Origin of the sequence: Mesorhizobium sp. B2-8-1, from assembly GCF_006440955.1 — a bacterium.
Lineage (GTDB): Bacteria > Pseudomonadota > Alphaproteobacteria > Rhizobiales > Rhizobiaceae > Mesorhizobium.
This window is the reverse complement of sequence record NZ_VFTX01000002.1, coordinates 131,942-150,819: the sequence shown is the minus strand read 5'-3', so window position 1 is coordinate 150,819 and position 18,878 is coordinate 131,942. Positions and strand designations below refer to the sequence as shown.

The following is an 18,878-nucleotide window of genomic DNA, read 5'->3' as shown; positions in this document are numbered from 1 at the left end:
CCCGGAACAAAGTTTCTATTTCTGAAGATATGGAATGTCAGTTCCCGTTAGTCAACCGCGCAATCATTCTGCCCGTTGGGCCACGACACCATGGACCAAAGCCATGCCGACGGCGAGCGACGCCGCCAGCGAGCGGAAGCCTGCGAAGTCCTGTTCCACAACTTCCAGCCAGGTGTCCGAGAACTTGACCAGCGGAGAAAAAGTGCTGTCGGTGATGGTGACGATCCGCGCGCGCCGCTCGTGGGCGACCGCGACGAGGTCGGGCGTGATCGAATTGTAGGGACTGAAGGAGACCGCCAGCACCGCGTCGCGTCTGCCGATGCAGCCGACCTGGTCGAGCGCGGTGGAGCCGACATTGTCGACCAGCACATTGCGCACGCCTTGCTGCGACAAGGTCAGCGAGAGATAGCTGGTGACGGGAAAGGCGCGCTTGGAGCCGATGACGTAGATCAGCTCGGCGGCCGAAAGCAACGCCACCATTTTCTCGAAGCTCTCGATATCGAAGCCGGTTTCGATGCGGCCGAGCGAGGCCTGCGAGGCGCCGACCATGCCGCGCAGGAAATGCAGGTCGGCATTGGATACGCGCGGCGTGCGTTCCTGGCCGCGCCCTTCCGGCCAGGACGCCTTGACATGGTCCTTGAACAGGCCCTGGAAATCGGAAAAGCCGGCATAGCCGAAGATCTGGGCGAAGCGCACCAGCGTCGAAGGCTGCACCCCTGCCTGCGCGGCGACCTGTGCGATGGTGCCGAGCGCGACGTCGCTCGGATGCTGCCACAGGAAGATCGCGACCTGGCGCAGCCGCTTGGGGAAATGGACCGTGCCCGACGACAGCACCGCGCGCAGCTCCTCGTAAGTCTGCGGCTTGATATAGCCGAGCGCCGCCAGCGAGCGCCCGCGCTTGCGGGTCGTCGCCTCGTCGGCGCTGGACCGTCCGGATGATTTGCGCGCCCCGCTCATGATTTCAGGCTAGCGCGATACGATCGTTTTACAATATGAAAATTGGAAATCCTGTTCGAGGGTGGTAGCTGTTCTGCAGCGAAGAAGTTCGATCCATTCAACATAGCACCCTGTGGCGCCCCCCTCTGTCCTGCCGGACATCTCCCCCACAGGTGGGGAGATTGGCAGCGTCGACCGCGACGCCTTTCATGCAACGCTGGCAATTTGGCGAAAGCCGGCGTGACATCCGATCTCCCCCCTTGTGGGGGAGATGTCCGGCAGGACAGAGGGGGGCGCTACAGAGCTCGACGGTGGGTGCTGGCTTAACATCCTTAAATCGGAGGAGACAAACATGGTTTATGCGACATCGGACGGATCGGCGGGCAAGCGTTTGCGCGTCGGCATGGTGGGAGGCGGGCAGGGCGCCTTCATCGGCGCGGTGCATCGCCTCGCCATGCGGCTCGACGACCAGATCGCGCTGGTGGCCGGAGCGCTGTCGTCCGACCCCGGGAACGCCGCCGCCTCGGCCGCCGAGATCGGCATCGCGCCGGAGCGCAGCTATGCCGATTACCGCATGATGGCAAAGGCGGAGGCGGCGCGCCCGGATGGCATCGAGGCGGTCGTCATCGTCACGCCCAACCACCTGCACGCGCCGGTCGCGACAGCCTTTCTGGAAGCCGGCATCGATGTGATCTGCGACAAGCCGCTGTCGACGACGCTGGGCGAGGCGCAAGCCCTAGTGGCGCTGACGCGGGAGAAAAATCGCCGCTTCGTCGTCACCCTCAACAACACCGGCTACGCCATGGTGCGCCAGGCGCGCGAGATGGTGGCGGCGGGCGAACTCGGCCGCATCGTCTCCGTGCACGGCGCCTATATCCAGGACTGGCTGACCAGGCCGATCGATGCCGACGGCCAGAAACAGGCGGAATGGCGCACCGACCCGGCGCGCGCGGGCCAGTCGGCGGTGCTGGCCGATATCGGCGTGCATGCCTTCAACCTGGCGAGTTTCATCAGCGGCCGCGAGGCCGAGACGGTGTCGGCCGACCTGTTCACCGCCGTGCCGGGACGGCGGCTCGATGACAACGCGCATGTGCTGGTGCGCTGGGCGGGCGGGGCACGCGGCACGATCCTGGCCAGCCAGACGTCGCCCGGCCACTATAATGATCTCTCCGTGCGCATCTATGGCGACAAGGCGGGGCTTGAATGGTCGGGCACGCGGCCCGAGGAACTGCGCTTCTCCAGATATGGCGAGGAAAGCCGCACGCTCGTGCGCGGCGGCCATGGCTCGACCGAGCAAAGCCGGCGCGTGTCGCGCATGCCGGCCGCTCATCCCGAAGGCTATATCGAGGCCTTCGCCAATTTCTACCGCGACGCCGCCGACATCATCCGCGCGCATCGTTCGGGCGCCGCCGTCGATGCGGCCCGGGCGGCGCAGGTGCCCGATGTGGTCGACGGCGCGCGCGGCGTGAAGTTCGTCGCCGCGGCGGTGGAGTCGAACGCGGCTGACGGGGCGTGGACGGCGGCAAGGTTCGGGTGAGGGTGTGCCATCCAATGTGACATCGCGGCCACGCCCGACGGTGCCGCGCGGTTGACGGCGATCAAGAGTTGGCCGTCCATTCGGGACCGCGCTGTGTTCCGCCATTTTTCAAGCCCGTTGCGAGGCTGGTTTCGAAGGCAACAGCCGGTTGACTGGCTTCCAAATCGTTGCCGCCGACCTTGCGCGAGGTGATTGCGACGCTATGTCAGGCGCATCCGCGTTGCTCCCCGCCCGCGCATTCGGCAATCTGTCGCTTCTTCGGCGTTGAAGGCTTGCTCCGATGGAACTCGGTCTCATTGGATACTACAGCGACTTCGTGGTTTACCCCCTGGCGATCGCCCTGCTGGCTGTGGCCGGGCTTATCGAGGCCGGCGAAGAGAGCGCGCCAGGCTGGCTGGCGACGGCGCTGGCGTGCCTGTGTCTGTGGACGCTGATCGAATACGTCATGCACCGCTTCGTCCTTCACCACATTCCCTGGATCAGGGATCTGCACGCCCGCCATCATGTCGAGGAGCGCAGTCCGGTGGGCACGCCGACCTGGCTCAGCCTCGGCGTGCATGCGCTTGTCGCGTTCTTTCCCGTATGGATGGTCTCGGATTTCGCGGTCGCCAGCGCGGCGAGCTGCGGGCTGATGCTGGGCTACCTATGGTACGTCAGCATCCACCATGTGATCCATCACTGGCATCCCACTCATCCGAGCTATCTCTACACGCTGAAGCGCCGCCACGCGCTGCATCATCATGTCGACGAAAACGTCAATTTCGGCGTGACGTCGCTGTTCTGGGATCGGGTCTTCGGCACGATGCGGCTCTGAAGCCAACTGGTGTGCGCCATTCGGGAAGCGCAGACAGCCATTCCCGCTTACAATTCCTTCTGCGCCAATTCCCTGAACTCGTCGGGCACCGAGCGGGCCGCCTCCAGCGCCACGGTGCCGTAGCCGACGGCCTGTTTGCCGAAACGCTCGCGGATCTTGTCGATGGCGCGGTCGGCGCCGAAGCGTGCGAGGCCCTTCCTGGTGCCGGGGCGGCGCTTTTCGTCGGCGAGGCCGAGCGGCAGTTCGAGCTGCAATTCGGCACTTTCCTCCAGATGCGAGACCGAGATCGCCAGCAGCGAAATCGTCCTGTCATGCGGATGATCGGCAAGCACGCCCCGCACCAGGTCTGTCGCGATCTCGGCCAGCATCACCGTCGCCGAGATCGGCTGGTCGAGCGTGATCGAGCGGGTGACGGCGCTGAGGTCGGCGAAGCGCACGCGCACCGTCACCGTGCGGCCGGGGCGCGCCTTGGCGCGCAGCCGGCTGGCGACCCGGTCGGCCAGATGCAGCAGGACGGGGATGTAGACGCATTCCAGTGCCGGCTTGCGGCCAAGCGCCGACTGGGCACCGGCCGAATGGGCGCGGCGACGTGTTTCCAATTTGCGCGGATCGCGGTTCCACGACAAGGCGGCAAGCTTTTCGCCGGCGGCAGGGCCGAGCAGCCGCGCCAGCGCGCCGCTGTGCGTCCTGGCCAGTTCGCCGATTGTCTGGACGCCGATCTCGGCCAGCCGCGCGCTGGTCGCCGGGCCGACGCCCCACATCAGGGAGACCGGCAGGTCATGCAGGAAGGCGATCTCGGTGCCGGGCTCGACCACCACCAGCCCATCGGGCTTGGCCACCTGCGAGGCGATCTTGGCCAGGTGCTTGGTGCGCGCCACGCCGATCGAGATCGGCAGGCCGAGTTCGCTTCGCACGCGGCGGCGAATGGTCGAGGCGATCTCCCGCGGCTGGCCGAACAGATGCGTGCAACCGGCGACATCGGCGAAGGCCTCGTCGATGGAGATGCGCTCGACCAGCGGCGTGAAATCGTCGAGCACCTTCATCGCGGCGTCGCCGAGCCGCTGGTAGTCGCGGAAATTTCCGCCGACGAAAATCAACTGCGGGCAGAGCTCGCGCGCCTTGCGCCCCGGCATGCCGCCGCGCACGCCGAAGGCGCGGGCTTCGTAGGAGGCGGCGAGCACGACGCCGCCGCCGACCGCGATCGGCTTGCCGCGCAGCGAGGGGTCGAGAAGCTGCTCGACCGAGGCGTAGAAAGCGTCGAGATCGGCATGCAGGATGGTGGGCTCCATCCCCGGTTCCTCGCGACGTTGTAGAGTATGGAACATAAAGAGAACAAACATTGCTCGCTGTCAAGCGAGGTCGCGATCCGCCGGAACATTGTCGCTCACAATCGCGTTGACGGCCGAAGGGCGCCGCGTGCGGAGGCTGGCATGGGCAACTTTGAAATGATCGATCTGGTTTGCGTCGTCAACGCCTGCTCGACCGACCGCGCCGCGGGGCGGCTGGTTTCGATGGCCAAGGCCGTGGAGGAATTGCGGGTGCTGACCGGCGATTTCGTCTCGGCCGACGAAACAGTCGCGAATGCGCTGAGTGAAGTCGCGCTGCAGTGCGGCTGCGCCGTGCTGTTCGATGAGCAGGCGGGCGCCGACATATTGCGCACGCCATAGCTCGTCGCCGGCGTGCTGCAATGCATCACGCAACCGTTCCAATTGCTTGTTTTTGCGCTATTCCGAACAGAGGGCCGTGACGCGCTTTCTGAGGCGCGTTGCCTGTGCGGGTCGTTGTCCCCGAGGCCGCCTTGGCGACATCCATCAACCGAGATGCTCCGCCCGCAGCGCCTGCTTGAGGCGCTCCAGCGCCGGCTCGCCGTCGGCAGCGAGCTTATCGGCGATCCTTGCCAGATCATCGTCGGCCTTGCGGTGCTTGCTGCCCCAGGCGCCGAGCGTGGCCAGCACGGGCACAAGGTCGATGCCGGCCTCGGTCAGGCGATAGATCGCCTTCAGCCCATGCGTGGGATCACCGCTGCGGGTGAGGATACCTTCGTCCTGCAATGTCTGGAGGCGCTCGGCCAGCGTACGCGAGGAAATGCCCTCATCGGATTGCAGGAATTCGCGAAAGTGCTTTTTTCCGGCGAAGACCAGGTCGCGGATGATGAGCAGCGTCCAGCGGTCGCCGAGCAGTTCGAGCGACAGGTTGATGGGGCAGCCAGACCGGTCCTGTGTCGACATGTGTATGGTTCCATTTTTAAATCGCTTTACTATTGACATCGTTTTCATCTCAGGTCAATAGTTCCAAATGTAAACCATCGGCAACCGTGCCGGCCGGACGGGTAAAACGAGCCGCTCGGCCCTTGACTGGGAGAACCATAATGAAAAAGCTGATCCTCCAGATGCAGATGTCGGTCGACGGTTTTGTCGGCGCCGCCGGGGATCATCGCTGGCAGCTCTGGGAATGGGGCGACGACAGCGCCTGGGACGAGGAGCTGAAGCGGGACTTCAACGCCGTCTTCGCCGGCATCGATACCATCCTCTTGAGCCGTAAGATGGCCGAGGAAGGCTACCTCGCCCATTGGGGCAATGCGGCGAAGAGATATCCGCGCGACCCGTTCTATGCTTTCGCCCAGCGCATCGTCGAGGCGAGGAAGGTGGTGCCGAGCGACAGGCTCAAGGCCTCGCGATGGGAGGGCACGACAGTGGTCAGCGGCGACCTGCCGCGGGAGGTCGACTTGCTGAAGAGGGGTGAGGGCGGCGACATCGCGGTGTTCGGCGGCGCCGGCTTCGCCTCGGCGCTGATCGCGGCCAGGCTGGTCGATGAGTTCCAGCTGTTCATCAACCCGGCCGTCCTGGGCGCCGGCCGCCGCATCTTCGACCAAGGCGGGTTCGGCAGGCTGCGGCTGCTCGGCTCGAAGGCCTATGCGAGCGGCATGGTGGTGAGCCGCTACGCGCCGGCCGGCTGACCGAAAGGCATCGCGCAATATTATACCTGCCTTGAGTTTTGGGCATGGTAGTCGGCGATGCAGGACCAAGCGCGAGGCCACTTTCTCCCAGGGGAGAAGGGATGACGCGCCTCAATGTACCCATTGGTCCACGCCTTGACCTCCCAATTCACTTGGCATCGTGAAAAATAATGCCGAGCGTGTGCCGCATGCCCGAGCGCAGGCGGCTGACGCCGTGGCGCAGATTGACGCGGTAATTGCCCTTGGTGCCCTGCACCGGCCGATTGTGGACGGCGAAGGAGACGGCATCGCCCTGGCGCAAGGGCACCACTTCCACCCGGCTCTGCATGCGCGGCCGCTGTTCGGTCAGGGCGAACTCGCCGCCGGTGAAATCCTCGCCGGGTTCTGAAAGCAGAACCGCCACCTGCAACGGAAAGGCGAGGTCGCCATAGAGGTCCTGGTGCAGGCAGTTGAAGTCGCCGGGCACATATTGCAGCAGAAGTGGCGTCGGCCTGACCTGGCCGGCGGCATGGCACTGTTCGAGAAAGGCGGCATGCGTTTCGGGATAGCGCATGGCGATGCCCATGCGCTCGTTCCACCGGTTGGCGACCTCGGCGAGCCTGGGATAGAGCGCCGTGCGCAGCCCGCCGATCAGGTCCGGCAAGGGGTAGCGGAAATAGCGGTATTCGCCCTTGCCGAAGCCGTGCCTGGCCATGTGGATATGGCTGCGGAAATGTTCTTCATGCGGATAGAGCCCGGCGAGTTGTCGGCACTCCTGCGGCGTGAGCAGCTTTTCCATCACCGCACAGCCGAAGCCGTCGAGTTCGGCGGCTAGGGCTGGCCAGTCGTAAGCGGCAACGCGTTCCTCGGCGGCTTTCACCACCGATGCCGCAACCTTGGCATGGGCGTTCATATCGCGGCCTCTTTGTCGAGCAAAGCGTGCTTGCGCTCAGTGCCCCAGCGGTAGCCGGAGGGCGTGCCGTCGGCGCGGACGACGCGGTGGCAGGGAATGCCGAGCGCGATCGCGTTAGCGGCGCAGGCCGTCGCCACGGCGCGGGCGCCGTTCGATTGGCCGAGACGCTGGGCAAGGGCGGCGTAGGTGATGGTTGCGCCGCGGCGGATGCTGCGAAGCTCGCCCCAAACTTTTTGCTGGAACGGCGTGCCGTGGCTGATGTCGAGCGGCAGGTCCAGGCCGGCGGCGGGCGTTTCGATGAAACATGCTATCGCCGCGAGATCGTCATGCAAGGCGGTCTCGTTCTCGACCAGCATCTTGCCGGGAAAGCGGCTGGCGAGGTCCTGCGCCAGCGCCTCTGCGTCGTCGCCGATCAGGATGGCGCAGACGCCGAGGGAACCGCGCGCGGCGAGGATTTTGCCGATCGCGGATTGGGCGATGGCGTAGGTGATGGTGTCGGCGCCGGAGGCTGTCGCCGGCGTGTGGGTTTGCATGAGGTTCATTGCTTCACTCCTTCTGTGTGCCTGAACCCTAGCCGCGTGCCTTCCGTTCCTCACTCCGATGGTTGCTTTCAAATTCAATTTCCGGAACGGTGCGGAGGTAAGTACCCTACGGCGCCCCCCCTCTGTCCTGCCGGACATCTCCCCCACGAGGGGGGAGATTGGCAATTTCGGCGCCCCACTCATTCCTGCAACGTCGTAGATTGGCGAAGGCGGTTGTGACAGCCAATCTCCCCCCAAGTGGGGGAGATGTCCGGCAGGACAGAGGGGGGCGCCGTAGAGCGCTGATTTATGCGATACGAATGACAGCAACCTCGCCAAGCAAAAAAACCTCGCCTGATAACAGCCGCAGTTCGATCTCGCCTGTCGCGCCACGGCTCCACTCGGCCTTGCCGCTCTCGACAAGCTCCCCGAGCGCAGCCATCACCAGCGACCGCGCATCTTTGGCGCGTCTGACGGCGCCGCGATGGGGGATCCCAATGTCCGCATCGGTGGTGGAAGATCTTGCCATCGCGCCCATTGCCGCTCCTCCTCAGGCCTCGCGGCCGAGCAGCGCGCGCTTGCGCTCCGCGCCCCAGGCGTAGCCGGACAGGGCGCCGTCCTTGCGGATCACGCGGTGGCAGGGAATGGCGACCGCGAGCGCGTTGGCGGCGCAGGCGCCGGCAACGGCGCGGGTCGCCTTCGGCGCGCCGATGCGCCCTGCTATCTCGGCATAGGAGACGGTGCGGCCGGCCGGGATGTCCCGCAGGGCCTGCCAGACGCGCTGCCGGAACGCGGTGCCGCGCAGGTCGAGCGGCAGGTCGAGACCAAGCCTTGGAGCCTCGACGAAACCGACGACGCGGGCGACGAGCGCCTCATAATCGCGGTCGGCGCCGATCAGGCGCGCCTTGGGGAAACGGTCCTGCAGGTCGCGCACTAGCGCGTCCGGGTCGTCGCCGAGCAGGATTGCGGCGACGCCCTTCCTGCTCGATGCGACAAGGATGGCGCCGAGCGAGCATTCGCCGACGGCGAAGCGGATCTCCTCGCTGGCGCCGCCGGCGCGGTAGCGCGTCGGCGTCATGCCGAGCATGCCGGCCGACTTCTCATAGAAGCGTCCGCTCGAATTGAAGCCGGCATCGTAGATCGCCGCTGTCACGCTGGCGCCGTCTTCCAGGCCCCGGCGCACCCTTTCGGCGCGCCGGGCGGCCGCGTAGTCCTTCGGCGTCAGGCCGGTAACGGCCTTGAAGGTGCGGTGGAAATAGCCGGCGCTGCGGCCGGCGGCGGCGGCCAGTTCACCGAGCGACGGTTCTTCCTCGCTCTGTTCGATCCTGCGGCAGGCCTCGGCCACCATCGCGGCGTTGCCGGCCTCGAGCGAAGGTCCGTCGGGATTGCAGCGCCGGCAGGCGCGAAAGCCGGTTGCCCTGGCCTCGTCCAGCGTGTCGTGGAGCTGCACGTTCTTCGGGTTGGCGCGCCGCGACGGGCAGGAGGGCCGGCAATAGACGCCGGTCGTCGCCACCGAATACCAGAAGCTGCCATCGGCCGATTTGTCGCGCGCCACGACTTGCGTCCAGCGCGGATCGTCGGCGACCGGCAGCGGCGCGGGTTTGAGATCCTTGGCAAGGGTGATGAACATGGCCGGCATTGAAGCCGCAGACGACCCGCGTCGCCACCCGTTTCCTGCCAATTGAGAGGTGGACGCGAGCGTATTCGTCGGGACACACAAAGGATATGACAAGATTGATCCGGAGAAGGTGTGATGGAAAACATTCGACCCCTTAAGACCGAGGCCGATTACGATCGGGCGATTGCCGAAATTATCCAATATTTCGAGAACGAGCCGGAAATCGGCTCTCTTGGCGATTACCGGTTTGATGTTCTCGCGACCTTGATCGACGCTTATGAGGATAAGCACTACCCTATCGAAGCACCCACATCCCGTTGAAGGTTATTCACTCACACATTCAACCTGTCGCGAAAGGCGAAAGCCGCCGCTCCCGGTGCCCGATCGCTGTTCCCCGAGCCCTCGTTTCTACGCCGCCCGTTTGGGCTCGACCGCGAACGGGCTGAGGCCGAGCCAGGTCTGCATCTTCCTTGCGATGTGCTGATCTCCGGTCAAGGCGACCTTCGCGCCGGCCTTCTCGACGGTGATCAATCCCATCCAGATCGCCGTCATCGTGTGCAGGTCGGTCGAGACGTAGAGGTCGATATCGAAGCCCGGATCGTACCAGCACAGATCGACCTCGCCATGCTTTTCGACGATCAGCCACCACGACCGTTTGGACGCCGGCAGCTCCTGGTACAGGAATTGTATCACGGTGCGCCCGTCGGGCAGCGGCGAGGGGTTCAGATTGCGCCGCATGTCCCACATCAGCAGCGACGGATCGAGGTTCTTGAGGGACAGCCGGGACTCGACCCATTTCTGTCCCCAAAAGCCCATCGCTTCGACGACGGGGCGCAAATCCCGGCCGGCCTCCGTCAGCCGGTATTCGGAGATGCCCTTCTCGCCCGGCACCTCCTTGCGCTCGACGATCCCGGCGAGCTCGAGCTCCTTCAGCCGTTGCGACAGAAGGCTGGGCGACATTTTGGGGACGCCGCGACGCAGGTCGTTGAAACGGGTCGAACCCGCCACCAATTCGCGCATCAGCACCATCGTCCAGCGGGTGCACAGCACCTCGGCGGCCATCGATAGCGGGCAGAACTGCTTGTATCCGTGCTGGGCCATGATCCGACGTCCTCCCTCGAAACTGGGCTGAACATTAGGCCTTCATGAAGGAAGCGGCCAGTACGGAAACTGTACCGGCCCGGTACAGATCGCGGACTGGCCGGCGCCGGCCCTGCCATGCGAGCCCTTTGACCGGCCGCGGGGATCTCCCCTGTGCGCCGTAACAGGGAGAAGACCATGACCACCTACGTAATCGCAGACATCAAGGTGAAGAACCCGCAGTGGATGCCGGCCTACGCCGCATCGGTGCACGACCTCGTCCACAAGCATGGCGGCAAGTATCTGTCGCGCAGCGGCAATGTGAAGACGCTTGAAGGCAAGCCGCTCGACACCACTCTGATCGCGCTGATGGCATTCCCGTCGGAAGCGGCGGCGCGCGCCTTCGCCAACGATCCGGCCTACGCGCCCTTCGTCTCGGCCCGTCAGGACGGTAGCGACAGCCGCTTCCAGATGATCGACAACACCGACCTGGCGGGGACGATCCCGTATCTGCCGAAGGGATGAAGCTTTCCTCCATCCGTCGCATCGCTTTCGGGCTCTCCGAGCAACGACAATCACGGCGCTTGCCTGCCGCGCCTCCGTATTTCCGGCGGCCGGCGCGCTGGGCCTTTTCAAGAAGAATGGAATGAACATGATACGCAAATTCCACAACGGGCTTCTCATGGCGGGGGCCATGCTGGCCGTCTGCGCCACTTTCGCCCAGGCCCATCAGGACGAGGTCGCATTTACATCCGGCGCGAATCCACTGGCCGGTAAGGTGCGGGCGGCGAACGGCCGGTTCCTCGACGTCAAGGTCGCCACGGACGAAGGCTATGCGCCCATTCCCTGCGCCAGCGGCATCACCGGCGGCGCGATGGGCATTCACTATGTCAACGGCCAGTACCTGAAGGACGACAAGATCGACATCGCCCGTCCCGAGGCCGTGATGTACGAGCCGATGGCCGACGGCACACTGAAGCTGGTGGCGGTCGAATACATCACCGCCAAGGGGCCGGCGTCACTGGACGGCCAATTGTTCAACTTCAACAGTGCGCCCAACCGTTACGGCCTGGGCGAATTCTACGAGCTGCATGTCTGGGCCTGGAAGGGCAACCCGACCGGCACCTTCGCCGACATGAACCCGAAAGTGTCGTGCGAACACGCGGTGGCGCCCAGCCAGTAAGCAATGAAGCCAGGCGGTGAAGGCCGCCTGGCTCGACGCTGTCCGCTCCGGCCCGTTATCGCGGCGCGGGATTGGGGGCCGCCGATCCCGTATCGGAAGACTGTTGGGCCACGTCGGAAGCCTGCTGCCCCGATGCCGGTAGAACGAAGCGTCCGGTCAGGTACCAGAGCAGAGAGACCACGATGATCGATAGGTAGCCGTCCACGGCATAGTGCCAGCCGGTATAGACCGAGCCGAACAGGATGAGTGCGGCGAACGACCAGCCTGCAACGGCCCAGCGGCGACCAAAGCCGGTGAGGAAGAAGGCATTGAGCGTGACGATGGCGACATGCATGCTCGGCATTGCTGTGATGCCGCTGCCCAGCGCGGAGCTGCCGCTGTCGTGTGCATCGAGCAGATAGCTGGCGGCGAACCGCACCGGCAAGGCATACGGGTCTGCCATCAGCGCTGCGAGCACCCCGGCAAATCGGCTGCTGCCATAGAACCGGTCGTAGAATATCGGCCCGCTGGATGACAGCATGATTGGAAGAACGGTGCCACACAACATCATGGTGAGCGCGAACGCCCAGAGATAGCGGATGCGCCGGGCGGGACTGTTCCAGAAGGCGACGAAGAGCACGACGCCAAGCCATTGCATGAACCACCAGGACATATAGGCCTTGAAAACCAGCATGGAGGCGGGCTTTGAAACGATGCCGTGCGTCCATACCCAAGGATCGACGCCGTGCAGCCAACGATCGAGGTCGGCCAGCATGGGATCGGCATAGTAAGGCACGATCTCCGGTATGGTGATCCTGAATGTCGTGAAAGCGATGATGCCGAGAAAGAATAGCAAGACGACCCGCGCGGCCGCCGGCCCGCGTTCCTTGAGTATGTGCACCATGAATCTTGTCGGCCTGGGCCCGCCATACACCAATGCCGTTAACCCGAGGCCAACCACCAGCAGCACCGGCAGCAAGCCGAGGAATGTCCCGAAGTACTTTATGGACAGCAGAAGATATCGCTCAGGCCGCAGGCAAAGCGCCGTCGCGACGCAGACCAGGCACAGGCCCGTCAGCAGCCAGCTGCTTCTGGTTGTCGCCACGCCAAGATCAACAGTGGAAACCGATCGGAGATCGCCGCCCTGTGTTCCGGTGTACCCACTCATCAGGGAGGTCCCGCCAGCTTTCGAACTTGTTATGAATGTTCTGGCGGCAACGTATTAATATCTTGTTGCACCCGTAATGGTGTCTGGTTTCCAATGTAATACTCAATAGTGTAGTATTGTATTCAAATACGGGCTGAGGACCATGGCGGTGCTGGCCCTGTGTTGGGTTGCTGCCAAGAGGCCTTTCGTCACGCACGTGCAATCGAGAGGGACCACTGCCTGGACGGCGATGGTCCCTCTCATTCAAGCCGCCTTGATCAGGCCGAGCTGGGTCAACGCCGCGACGCCGTCGTCGAGGCCGATCTCCTCGACGATCCTGCCCTCGATCACCTTCAGCACCGTGGTGCCGGTGAAGCGCATGGTGCGGCCGGTGGCGGCGGGCAGCGAACCGACGAGGAAATCGCTGAAGGCCGGACCGGCATGGGTGCCGCCGCCTTCCCACTGGCCGACGACATAGTCGCCTTCGGCGATGAGGTCGGCGGTGGCCCAGAAGTTGAGGTCCGGGAAGGCAGCGCGGAAATCGGTCATGAAGGCCTTGATGTCCTCGCGGCCGCGGCGCGGTTCATGCAGCGAATATTTGAGCAGCATGTCGGACGCGGCGATGGCGTCGACGACGGAAAGATCGCAGGTTTCACCCCAGAAATCAGTGAACCATCTAGCGACGACGGCCTTGTTGTCTTCCTGTTTGGTCATGGGAAAAGTCCTCTTGTGTTTGCACGAGATCGCCAGGGCGGGCGGCGACCCCGCGCAAACACTAGGAGGATCGGCGGGCGGGCAAACTCCGCTTCTTGCCCGCCAATCGAAAGTCGGGACCGCAAGCGAGGAACGCGGCGGAGCCACCGGCGTGGTAACGCTTTCTTCTCTGGTTTTGCCGCAGATTGCCCCCGGCGGGGTTGGACGAAACGGAAGATGGCGGGTCAGGACAAGAAAAGCCGTAATGGAACGTTCTGGGAGAAGGCCCTGGAGCGCGCCCAACTTGGCGTCTGGGACTGGGACCTTCGGACAGGCGAGTGTTTCTATTCCGCCACCTGGGCGCGGATGCTGGGCTATGACGAAAGCGAGCTTGCCAACAGCAGCGACCTCTGGCTGCGGCTTACCCATCCCGACGATCGCGAGCAGGCGCTGGCCAGCGGCGACCGTCACATCGCCGGCCTGACCGACACCATCGAGACCGAGCTCAGGCTCCGGCACAAGCAAGGCCACTGGGTCTGGGTGCTCGACCGCGGCGGCATCGTCGAACGCGACCGCGACGGCCAACCGATCCGGCTGATGGGCGTGCAGACCGATATTTCGAAACAGAAGGCGGCAGAGGCCGCGCTGGAACAGGTCAACATCCGCTTCCGCCTGGCGCTCGCGGCCAGCGGCACCGGCATCTGGCACTACGACATCGCCAGCAACAAAAGCTATTGGGATTCCCGCACCAGGGAAATATTCGGCCTTGTCGCCGTTACCGACGAGGTGACGGCAGACCTATGGCACAGCTACCTGCATCCCGACGACAAGCAGGCGGCCGAACGCGCCCACAGGGCGCCGCTGGAAACCGACGGCGTCATTGCCGCGCAATATCGCATCATCAGGCGCGACGGCGATATCCGTCATGTCGAATCGCTGGTGCGTTTCGTCGCCGCCGCCGGTGCCGCCGGCCAGATCCTCGGCACGGTGCGCGACATCACCGAAGACAAGCTGCGCGAACAGGAACTGGCCTATGCCGCCCGCCACGACGCGCTGACCGGCCTGTGGAACCGCGCCGCCTTCGACAGGCTGCTTGGCGAGCATATCGCGGTGGGGGCGCCGCTGGCGGTGTTCTATGTCGATCTCGATTACTTCAAGGCGCTCAACGACTTCGCCGGGCATGCCGCCGGCGATCTGGCGCTGAAGAGCGTCGCGGGGGGCATACGCGGCTGCCTGCCGTCGTCGGCGCATGCGGCGCGCCTGGGCGGTGACGAGTTCGCGCTGCTGGTGCCGCATTGCGACGCGGTGCAGGCCGAGCGGATCGCCGGCGCCGTGCTTGGGGCGGTGCGCGAGGCCGATCTCGGTCCGGCCGCGTCATCGCGCCGACTGGCGGCCTCGATCGGCATCGCCTTCATCGATGATGCCACGACCACCGTGGCCGATGCGCTGGCTTGCGCCGACGACGCCTGCTACGCGGCCAAGGCGGCGGGGCGCAACCGCTTCACGGTGTTTTCGGCCGCGGCGCGATCGGGAGCCGCCGGCCTCAATGCGGCGCGCATCGCAGCCGACACCGTCGATGCCATGGACGACGGGCGGCTGAAACTGTTCGGCCAGGAAATCCATCTCCTGGGAAAGCCATGGCAAGAGTGCCGGCACGTCGAAGTGCTGGCGAGGCTCGCCGCGCGCAACGGGCGGCTGGTGCCGCCGGGCGAATTCATCCCGGTGGCCGAGCGTTTCGGCATCGCCTCGAAACTCGACCGCTGGATCATTCGCACGGCGCTGTTGCGGCACGGACCGGCGCTGCGTGCCGGGGCGCTGACGCTGGGCTTCAACCTGTCGGCTCAGACATTGAGCGATCCGGGGCTGTGGGATTTCGTCGACAACACCATCGAGGAAACCGGTGCGCCGCATTCCGGCATCGGATTCGAGATCACCGAAACCGCGGCCGTCACCAATTTCGACGCCGCCGAGGACTTCGTGCGCAAGGCGCGCGAGCGACGCTGCCGGGTCAGCCTCGACGATTTCGGCGCCGGCATGAGCTCGTTCGAGTATCTCAGGCGCTTTCCCGTCGATGCGATCAAGATCGACGGCTCGTTCATCGAACATATCACCGACAGCCGCTTCGATCGCGAGATCGTGCTGGCGATGACCGGCATTGCGAGGAGCCTCGACTTCGCCGTGGTGGGCGAGAAGATCGAACGGCACGATACGCTGGCCATGCTCCAGGACATGGGCGTCGCCTATGGCCAGGGCTTCTTGCTGCATCGTCCCGAGCCGCTGGAGGCGATCGTTTCGCGCGCGACGGCCGGAACGCCCGACAGGCGGCGCGCCTGAAGCGGGCAAGCCGCCCGCCAGAATCGCCGAGCCACTCCAACACTCCATTAGGCAATCCCGAAGAGCTGTATTAGGCAATCCCGAAGAGCTGTTAAGCACGGCCCCTGGAACGTCTCCGGGCGGTCGGCCGGGCGTGGCGGAACGATCACTGGCGGTCGGCGAACCGTGCCGATCGCGGAAACTCCAACACCTCTGCCTCCGATCGCCTGTGCTGCGCCTCCGCGACCGCTTCGATCAGCAGGTCGAGGGCTTCGCATGCCGAGCGGCTTGTCTCGTCATCGCCGCGCAAATAGTGATAGGCGCGTTCGAGATGCACCCGGGCGGCTGAAAAATCGCTGGTCAATGATCCCTCCATTACCTCGCCCTAATATATCTTGGCCGGTCTGGCGGAACACAGGGTAAATATCCACAGGCGGATTTTATTCAAATGCCGGGGGATTCCGGCAAGAAGGGCGAGGCGGTGGCTGTCAGGAGAGACAACGCCCAACCCCTTTGCCATGCCTTGCCACGCGGCTAGAATGCTACTCCCTTGTCCGAGGATGGCAGCCATGATCGTCCAGGCCTGCATCAATGGCGCACGACCGCGCGATTTTCATCCGAAATTGCCGCTGACGGCGCAGGCGATGGCGAGCGATGCGGCCGCCTGCGTCGTCGCGGGCGCAGCCGAGCTGCACATCCATCCGCGCGGCGTGGACGGGCGCGAGAGCCTGGCCGCCGTGGACACGACCGTGCTGGCGGTGCGCCGGGCCTGTCCCGGCACGCTGATCGGCGTGTCGACAGGCGCCTGGATCGAGAATGACGTCGAGCGCACCCGCGCGGCGATCGCCGGCTGGCGCGAACTGCCCGATTATGCCTCGGTCAATCTTTCGGAGGCCGACGCGCCCGCCGTGATGGAGCTTTTGCGCCAGCGCGGCGTCGGCATCGAGGCCGGCCTTGCCACAACGGAAGATGCCGAGCGGTTCGTCAGTCTTGCCGATCACGGCCGGGTGCTGCGCATCCTGATCGAGATCGACATACAGGAATTGCCCGCCGCACTCGCCGAGGCGCACGGCATCGCCGCCGTGCTGGACCGGGCCGGGGTGCGGCGGCCGATCCTGCTGCACGGCGCCGATGCCACGGTCTGGCCGTTCGTGGAACTGGGGCGTCGAAGGCGCTGGTCGACGCGGGTCGGACTGGAAGACGGCAGGACGCTTCCCGATGGAAAGGTGGCGCAGGACAATGCGGAGATCGTTGCGGCGGCGGCGGCGGTGTTTTGGTCGAAAACCTGAAGGGTCTCAAGCGCCTTGGCTGTGCAGCCGGTGCGACAAGCCGACCCGACCTGCTCCGCCATAAATCGTTCTCACTCGAGGCGCAGCTAAATAAAGGCAAATTCGGCCTGGCGCGGGGAGCCTTGTGCAACTGCCGCGGAGTTCCTGCATGTCACTGTCCGGTACCACAACTCGCTACGGAAGCCTTGCCCAGGCATTCCACTGGTTGACGGCACTGCTCGTGCTCATCGCCTTCCTGGTCTCGGCAGGCGGCCCTCCTACGCGCGTTTATTCAGCGCCCAGGGCCTCGATGCTGCTGCTTCATGAATCGCTCGGCTTCGCGGTTTTCTGGCTGCTGGTGATCCGCCTGGCCTGGCGGCTGTTCGATCGCATTCCCGATGCTCCGTCCATGCCCGCCTGGATGTATGTCGGGTCGAAGGCGGTACATTGGGCGCTCTACGCGTTGATGTTCGCTGTGCCGGTGACCGCCATGCTCGGCGCATGGTTTGGCGGCCATCCGGTCACGGTGTACGGCTTCGGTCCGATCGGTCCGCTTTTCGCCCCATGGGACGTCGGCGCTTCGCTGGCGGAAATCCACGGCACGCTTGGCGACATCCTCATGTGGCTGGCCGGCCTGCACGCCGCGGCGGCCGTCTTCCACCACGTTCTTCTGCGAGATCGCGTGCTCAGCCAGATGCTGCCCGGCTTGGCTGCTCCAGAATGATCCGGATCGCCTGATCCACCACGGGATGCAGGCCGCTGGCCTGGAAGGACAGGCGGTTGCCGGAGCCGACATTGCTGGTCATGGCGATGGTAAGACCGGTCGCCGGATCATGCAGCATGACCGCGACATAGCCCGGAATGCTGCCCTGATGGCCGTAGAAGGCGCGGTCGGCATAGGCGCTCTGGAACATGCCGGCGCCGGTCTCGCGCATGCGGGTGCCCGGGAAGCTCGCCGGCACGCGGCGTTCGAACATCTCGGCGAAGAAAGGCGGCGACAAGAGCTTGCCGGAGAACAGGCTGCGCATGAAGCTCACCATGTCGGACGGCGTCGACACCATGTCGCCGCAGCCATAGGCGGCGCCGAATGGGAAGGAATCGGAAGAATCCTGCAATTCGTCGGAGTAGGGCAGCACGCCGTCCATGCGCCACATCTCGCCGCCGGAAGCGATGTCTGTCGGTGCGCCCGGCGCCGGCGGCGGCCGGTGGTAGTAGCCGCGCACCATCGACCTTTCCGGGAATGCTTCGGTGGCTGGCGACCAGGTGTTTTCCAGGGCGAGCGGCCGCAGGACCGCGCTTCTGACATAGGCGCCGAGCGACTGGCCGGTGACGGCCTCGATCACCATGCCGGCCAACACATAGCCGGTGTTGTTGTAGACAGCGGGTCCGCCCGGTGCCTTCTGTTTGTCGGAGGCGAAGGCGATGTCGACCAGCTGCTGCGGCGTCCATTGCCGGCCCGGATCCATCGGTATGTAATATTCGAATTCCGGCAGGCCGCTGCGATGGTTGATCAGCTGGCGCACCGAAATATTCCCTGCGCCCGGCAGATCCGGGAACCAGGAGGAGATCGGCGCGCCGAGCTCGAGCTTGCCGGTCTCGGCGAGCTTGACCAGGGCGGCGGCGACGAAGGTCTTGGTGCAGCTGCCGATCTTGAACAACTGGTCCGGTGTGACTGATGTGCCATGTGCGCGATCGGCTAGGCCCGCGGTGAGGGCGATTGGCGCGGCGCCTGTCGAATAGGCCAGCGAGGCACCCACCGCGCCGTCGGCGAGGTAGCTGTTGAGGAGGGAGGTCAGGTCTTTCGGCATTGATATCGCTTTCTTTTTTCCTTCTCCCCCTGTGGGGAGAAGGTGGCCTCGCGAAGCGAGGTCGGATGAGGGGTGCTCCAGGGAACACCAACGTCTCATTCCGCTGGAACACCCCTCAACCGTCTCGGCGCTG

22 protein-coding genes are annotated in these 18,878 nt (G+C 64.9%); 10 read left to right on the top strand and 12 right to left on the bottom strand.

From position 1 onward, the window contains the following. Nucleotides 1–63: 63 nt before the first annotated feature. Entirely contained in the window at nt 64–957 is an 894-nt protein-coding gene (locus tag FJ428_RS05020; RefSeq protein WP_140500070.1) for a MurR/RpiR family transcriptional regulator, read from the bottom strand. A gap of 331 nt (nt 958–1,288) precedes the next feature. On the opposite strand from FJ428_RS05020, the gene FJ428_RS05010 reads away from it, so the two are divergent. Together FJ428_RS05010 and FJ428_RS05005 are read left to right on the top strand one after the other, a co-directional pair. Further along, nucleotides 1,289–2,473 (top strand): Gfo/Idh/MocA family oxidoreductase, encoded by a 1,185-nt coding sequence (locus FJ428_RS05010; RefSeq protein ID WP_140728506.1) that lies wholly within the window; start codon nt 1,289–1,291, stop codon nt 2,471–2,473. 280 nt (nt 2,474–2,753) lie between these two features. Continuing rightward, nucleotides 2,754–3,287, top strand: a complete 534-nt coding sequence (locus FJ428_RS05005; RefSeq protein WP_140500066.1) for a sterol desaturase family protein — start codon at nt 2,754–2,756, stop codon at nt 3,285–3,287. Nucleotides 3,288–3,334: 47 nt separating this feature from the next. Here FJ428_RS05005 and dinB read toward each other — a convergent pair whose 3' ends face one another. Further along, on the bottom strand, nt 3,335–4,576 hold the full coding sequence (gene dinB / locus FJ428_RS05000) for a DNA polymerase IV (protein WP_140500065.1): 1,242 nt from the start codon (nt 4,574–4,576) through the stop codon (nt 3,335–3,337). A gap of 141 nt (nt 4,577–4,717) precedes the next feature. Between dinB and FJ428_RS04995 the strand changes: the two genes are divergently transcribed. Next, a complete protein-coding gene (locus FJ428_RS04995) occupies nt 4,718–4,954 on the top strand; it encodes a hypothetical protein (RefSeq protein ID WP_140500063.1) in 237 nt (78 codons plus the stop codon). A 144-nt stretch (nt 4,955–5,098) separates the two neighbouring features. Here FJ428_RS04995 and FJ428_RS04990 read toward each other — a convergent pair whose 3' ends face one another. After that, a complete protein-coding gene (locus FJ428_RS04990; RefSeq protein ID WP_140657689.1) occupies nt 5,099–5,515 on the bottom strand; it encodes a helix-turn-helix domain-containing protein in 417 nt (138 codons plus the stop codon). Nucleotides 5,516–5,655: 140 nt separating this feature from the next. Between FJ428_RS04990 and FJ428_RS04985 the strand changes: the two genes are divergently transcribed. Continuing rightward, complete coding sequence (locus FJ428_RS04985; protein WP_140657691.1) at nt 5,656–6,243, top strand: dihydrofolate reductase family protein; 588 nt, start codon at nt 5,656–5,658, stop codon at nt 6,241–6,243. A 148-nt stretch (nt 6,244–6,391) separates the two neighbouring features. On the opposite strand, the gene FJ428_RS04980 is transcribed toward FJ428_RS04985, so the two are convergent. From FJ428_RS04980 to ada, 4 genes are all read right to left on the bottom strand, one after another. Then, the gene (locus FJ428_RS04980) at nt 6,392–7,135 is read right to left on the bottom strand and encodes a 2OG-Fe(II) oxygenase (protein ID WP_140657692.1); all 744 of its coding nucleotides are present in this window, start codon (nt 7,133–7,135) and stop codon (nt 6,392–6,394) included. Continuing rightward, a complete protein-coding gene (locus FJ428_RS04975) occupies nt 7,132–7,677 on the bottom strand; it encodes a methylated-DNA--[protein]-cysteine S-methyltransferase (RefSeq protein WP_140557843.1) in 546 nt (181 codons plus the stop codon). The genes FJ428_RS04980 and FJ428_RS04975 overlap by 4 nt, the downstream gene beginning before the upstream one ends. A gap of 286 nt (nt 7,678–7,963) precedes the next feature. Further along, nucleotides 7,964–8,194, bottom strand: a complete 231-nt coding sequence (locus FJ428_RS04965) for a hypothetical protein (protein ID WP_140500055.1) — start codon at nt 8,192–8,194, stop codon at nt 7,964–7,966. A 12-nt stretch (nt 8,195–8,206) separates the two neighbouring features. After that, nucleotides 8,207–9,286, bottom strand: coding sequence for a bifunctional DNA-binding transcriptional regulator/O6-methylguanine-DNA methyltransferase Ada (gene ada, locus FJ428_RS04960; protein WP_181167217.1), 1,080 nt, complete (start codon nt 9,284–9,286; stop codon nt 8,207–8,209). Between the two features lie 123 nt (nt 9,287–9,409). Between ada and FJ428_RS04955 the strand changes: the two genes are divergently transcribed. Further along, nucleotides 9,410–9,595, top strand: a complete 186-nt coding sequence (locus FJ428_RS04955; protein ID WP_140500052.1) for a transcriptional regulator — start codon at nt 9,410–9,412, stop codon at nt 9,593–9,595. An 87-nt stretch (nt 9,596–9,682) separates the two neighbouring features. On the opposite strand, the gene FJ428_RS04950 is transcribed toward FJ428_RS04955, so the two are convergent. Continuing rightward, nucleotides 9,683–10,375, bottom strand: coding sequence for a helix-turn-helix domain-containing protein (locus FJ428_RS04950; RefSeq protein ID WP_140500050.1), 693 nt, complete (start codon nt 10,373–10,375; stop codon nt 9,683–9,685). A gap of 177 nt (nt 10,376–10,552) precedes the next feature. Between FJ428_RS04950 and FJ428_RS04945 the strand changes: the two genes are divergently transcribed. Continuing rightward, complete coding sequence (locus tag FJ428_RS04945) at nt 10,553–10,879, top strand: DUF1330 domain-containing protein (RefSeq protein ID WP_140500048.1); 327 nt, start codon at nt 10,553–10,555, stop codon at nt 10,877–10,879. 121 nt (nt 10,880–11,000) lie between these two features. Beyond that, on the top strand, nt 11,001–11,537 hold the full coding sequence (locus FJ428_RS04940; RefSeq protein ID WP_181167216.1) for a hypothetical protein: 537 nt from the start codon (nt 11,001–11,003) through the stop codon (nt 11,535–11,537). A 55-nt stretch (nt 11,538–11,592) separates the two neighbouring features. Here the strand turns inward: FJ428_RS04940 and FJ428_RS04935 are convergent, their stop codons facing one another. Together FJ428_RS04935 and FJ428_RS04930 are read right to left on the bottom strand one after the other, a co-directional pair. After that, nucleotides 11,593–12,684 carry a phosphatase PAP2 family protein gene (locus FJ428_RS04935; protein WP_140557844.1) on the bottom strand — a complete coding sequence of 364 codons (1,092 nt, stop codon included), beginning with the start codon at nt 12,682–12,684 and terminating at the stop codon, nt 11,593–11,595. Between the two features lie 243 nt (nt 12,685–12,927). Continuing rightward, nucleotides 12,928–13,377 (bottom strand): ester cyclase, encoded by a 450-nt coding sequence (locus FJ428_RS04930; RefSeq protein ID WP_140521496.1) that lies wholly within the window; start codon nt 13,375–13,377, stop codon nt 12,928–12,930. Nucleotides 13,378–13,593: 216 nt separating this feature from the next. On the opposite strand from FJ428_RS04930, the gene FJ428_RS04925 reads away from it, so the two are divergent. Then, nucleotides 13,594–15,690 (top strand): EAL domain-containing protein, encoded by a 2,097-nt coding sequence (locus tag FJ428_RS04925; protein ID WP_140657694.1) that lies wholly within the window; start codon nt 13,594–13,596, stop codon nt 15,688–15,690. A 145-nt stretch (nt 15,691–15,835) separates the two neighbouring features. Here the strand turns inward: FJ428_RS04925 and FJ428_RS04920 are convergent, their stop codons facing one another. Then, on the bottom strand, nt 15,836–16,033 hold the full coding sequence (locus FJ428_RS04920; RefSeq protein WP_181165267.1) for a hypothetical protein: 198 nt from the start codon (nt 16,031–16,033) through the stop codon (nt 15,836–15,838). A 205-nt stretch (nt 16,034–16,238) separates the two neighbouring features. Here FJ428_RS04920 and FJ428_RS04915 point away from each other — a divergent pair, with 205 nt between their 5' ends. Then, nucleotides 16,239–16,958, top strand: coding sequence for a 3-keto-5-aminohexanoate cleavage protein (locus tag FJ428_RS04915; RefSeq protein ID WP_140657696.1), 720 nt, complete (start codon nt 16,239–16,241; stop codon nt 16,956–16,958). A gap of 148 nt (nt 16,959–17,106) precedes the next feature. Beyond that, nucleotides 17,107–17,661 carry a cytochrome b gene (locus FJ428_RS04910; protein WP_140500038.1) on the top strand — a complete coding sequence of 185 codons (555 nt, stop codon included), beginning with the start codon at nt 17,107–17,109 and terminating at the stop codon, nt 17,659–17,661. Here the strand turns inward: FJ428_RS04910 and FJ428_RS04905 are convergent. Further along, nucleotides 17,624–18,745, bottom strand: coding sequence for a serine hydrolase domain-containing protein (locus tag FJ428_RS04905; RefSeq protein WP_140568045.1), 1,122 nt, complete (start codon nt 18,743–18,745; stop codon nt 17,624–17,626). The genes FJ428_RS04910 and FJ428_RS04905 overlap by 38 nt on opposite strands. Nucleotides 18,746–18,878: the final 133 nt, after the last annotated feature.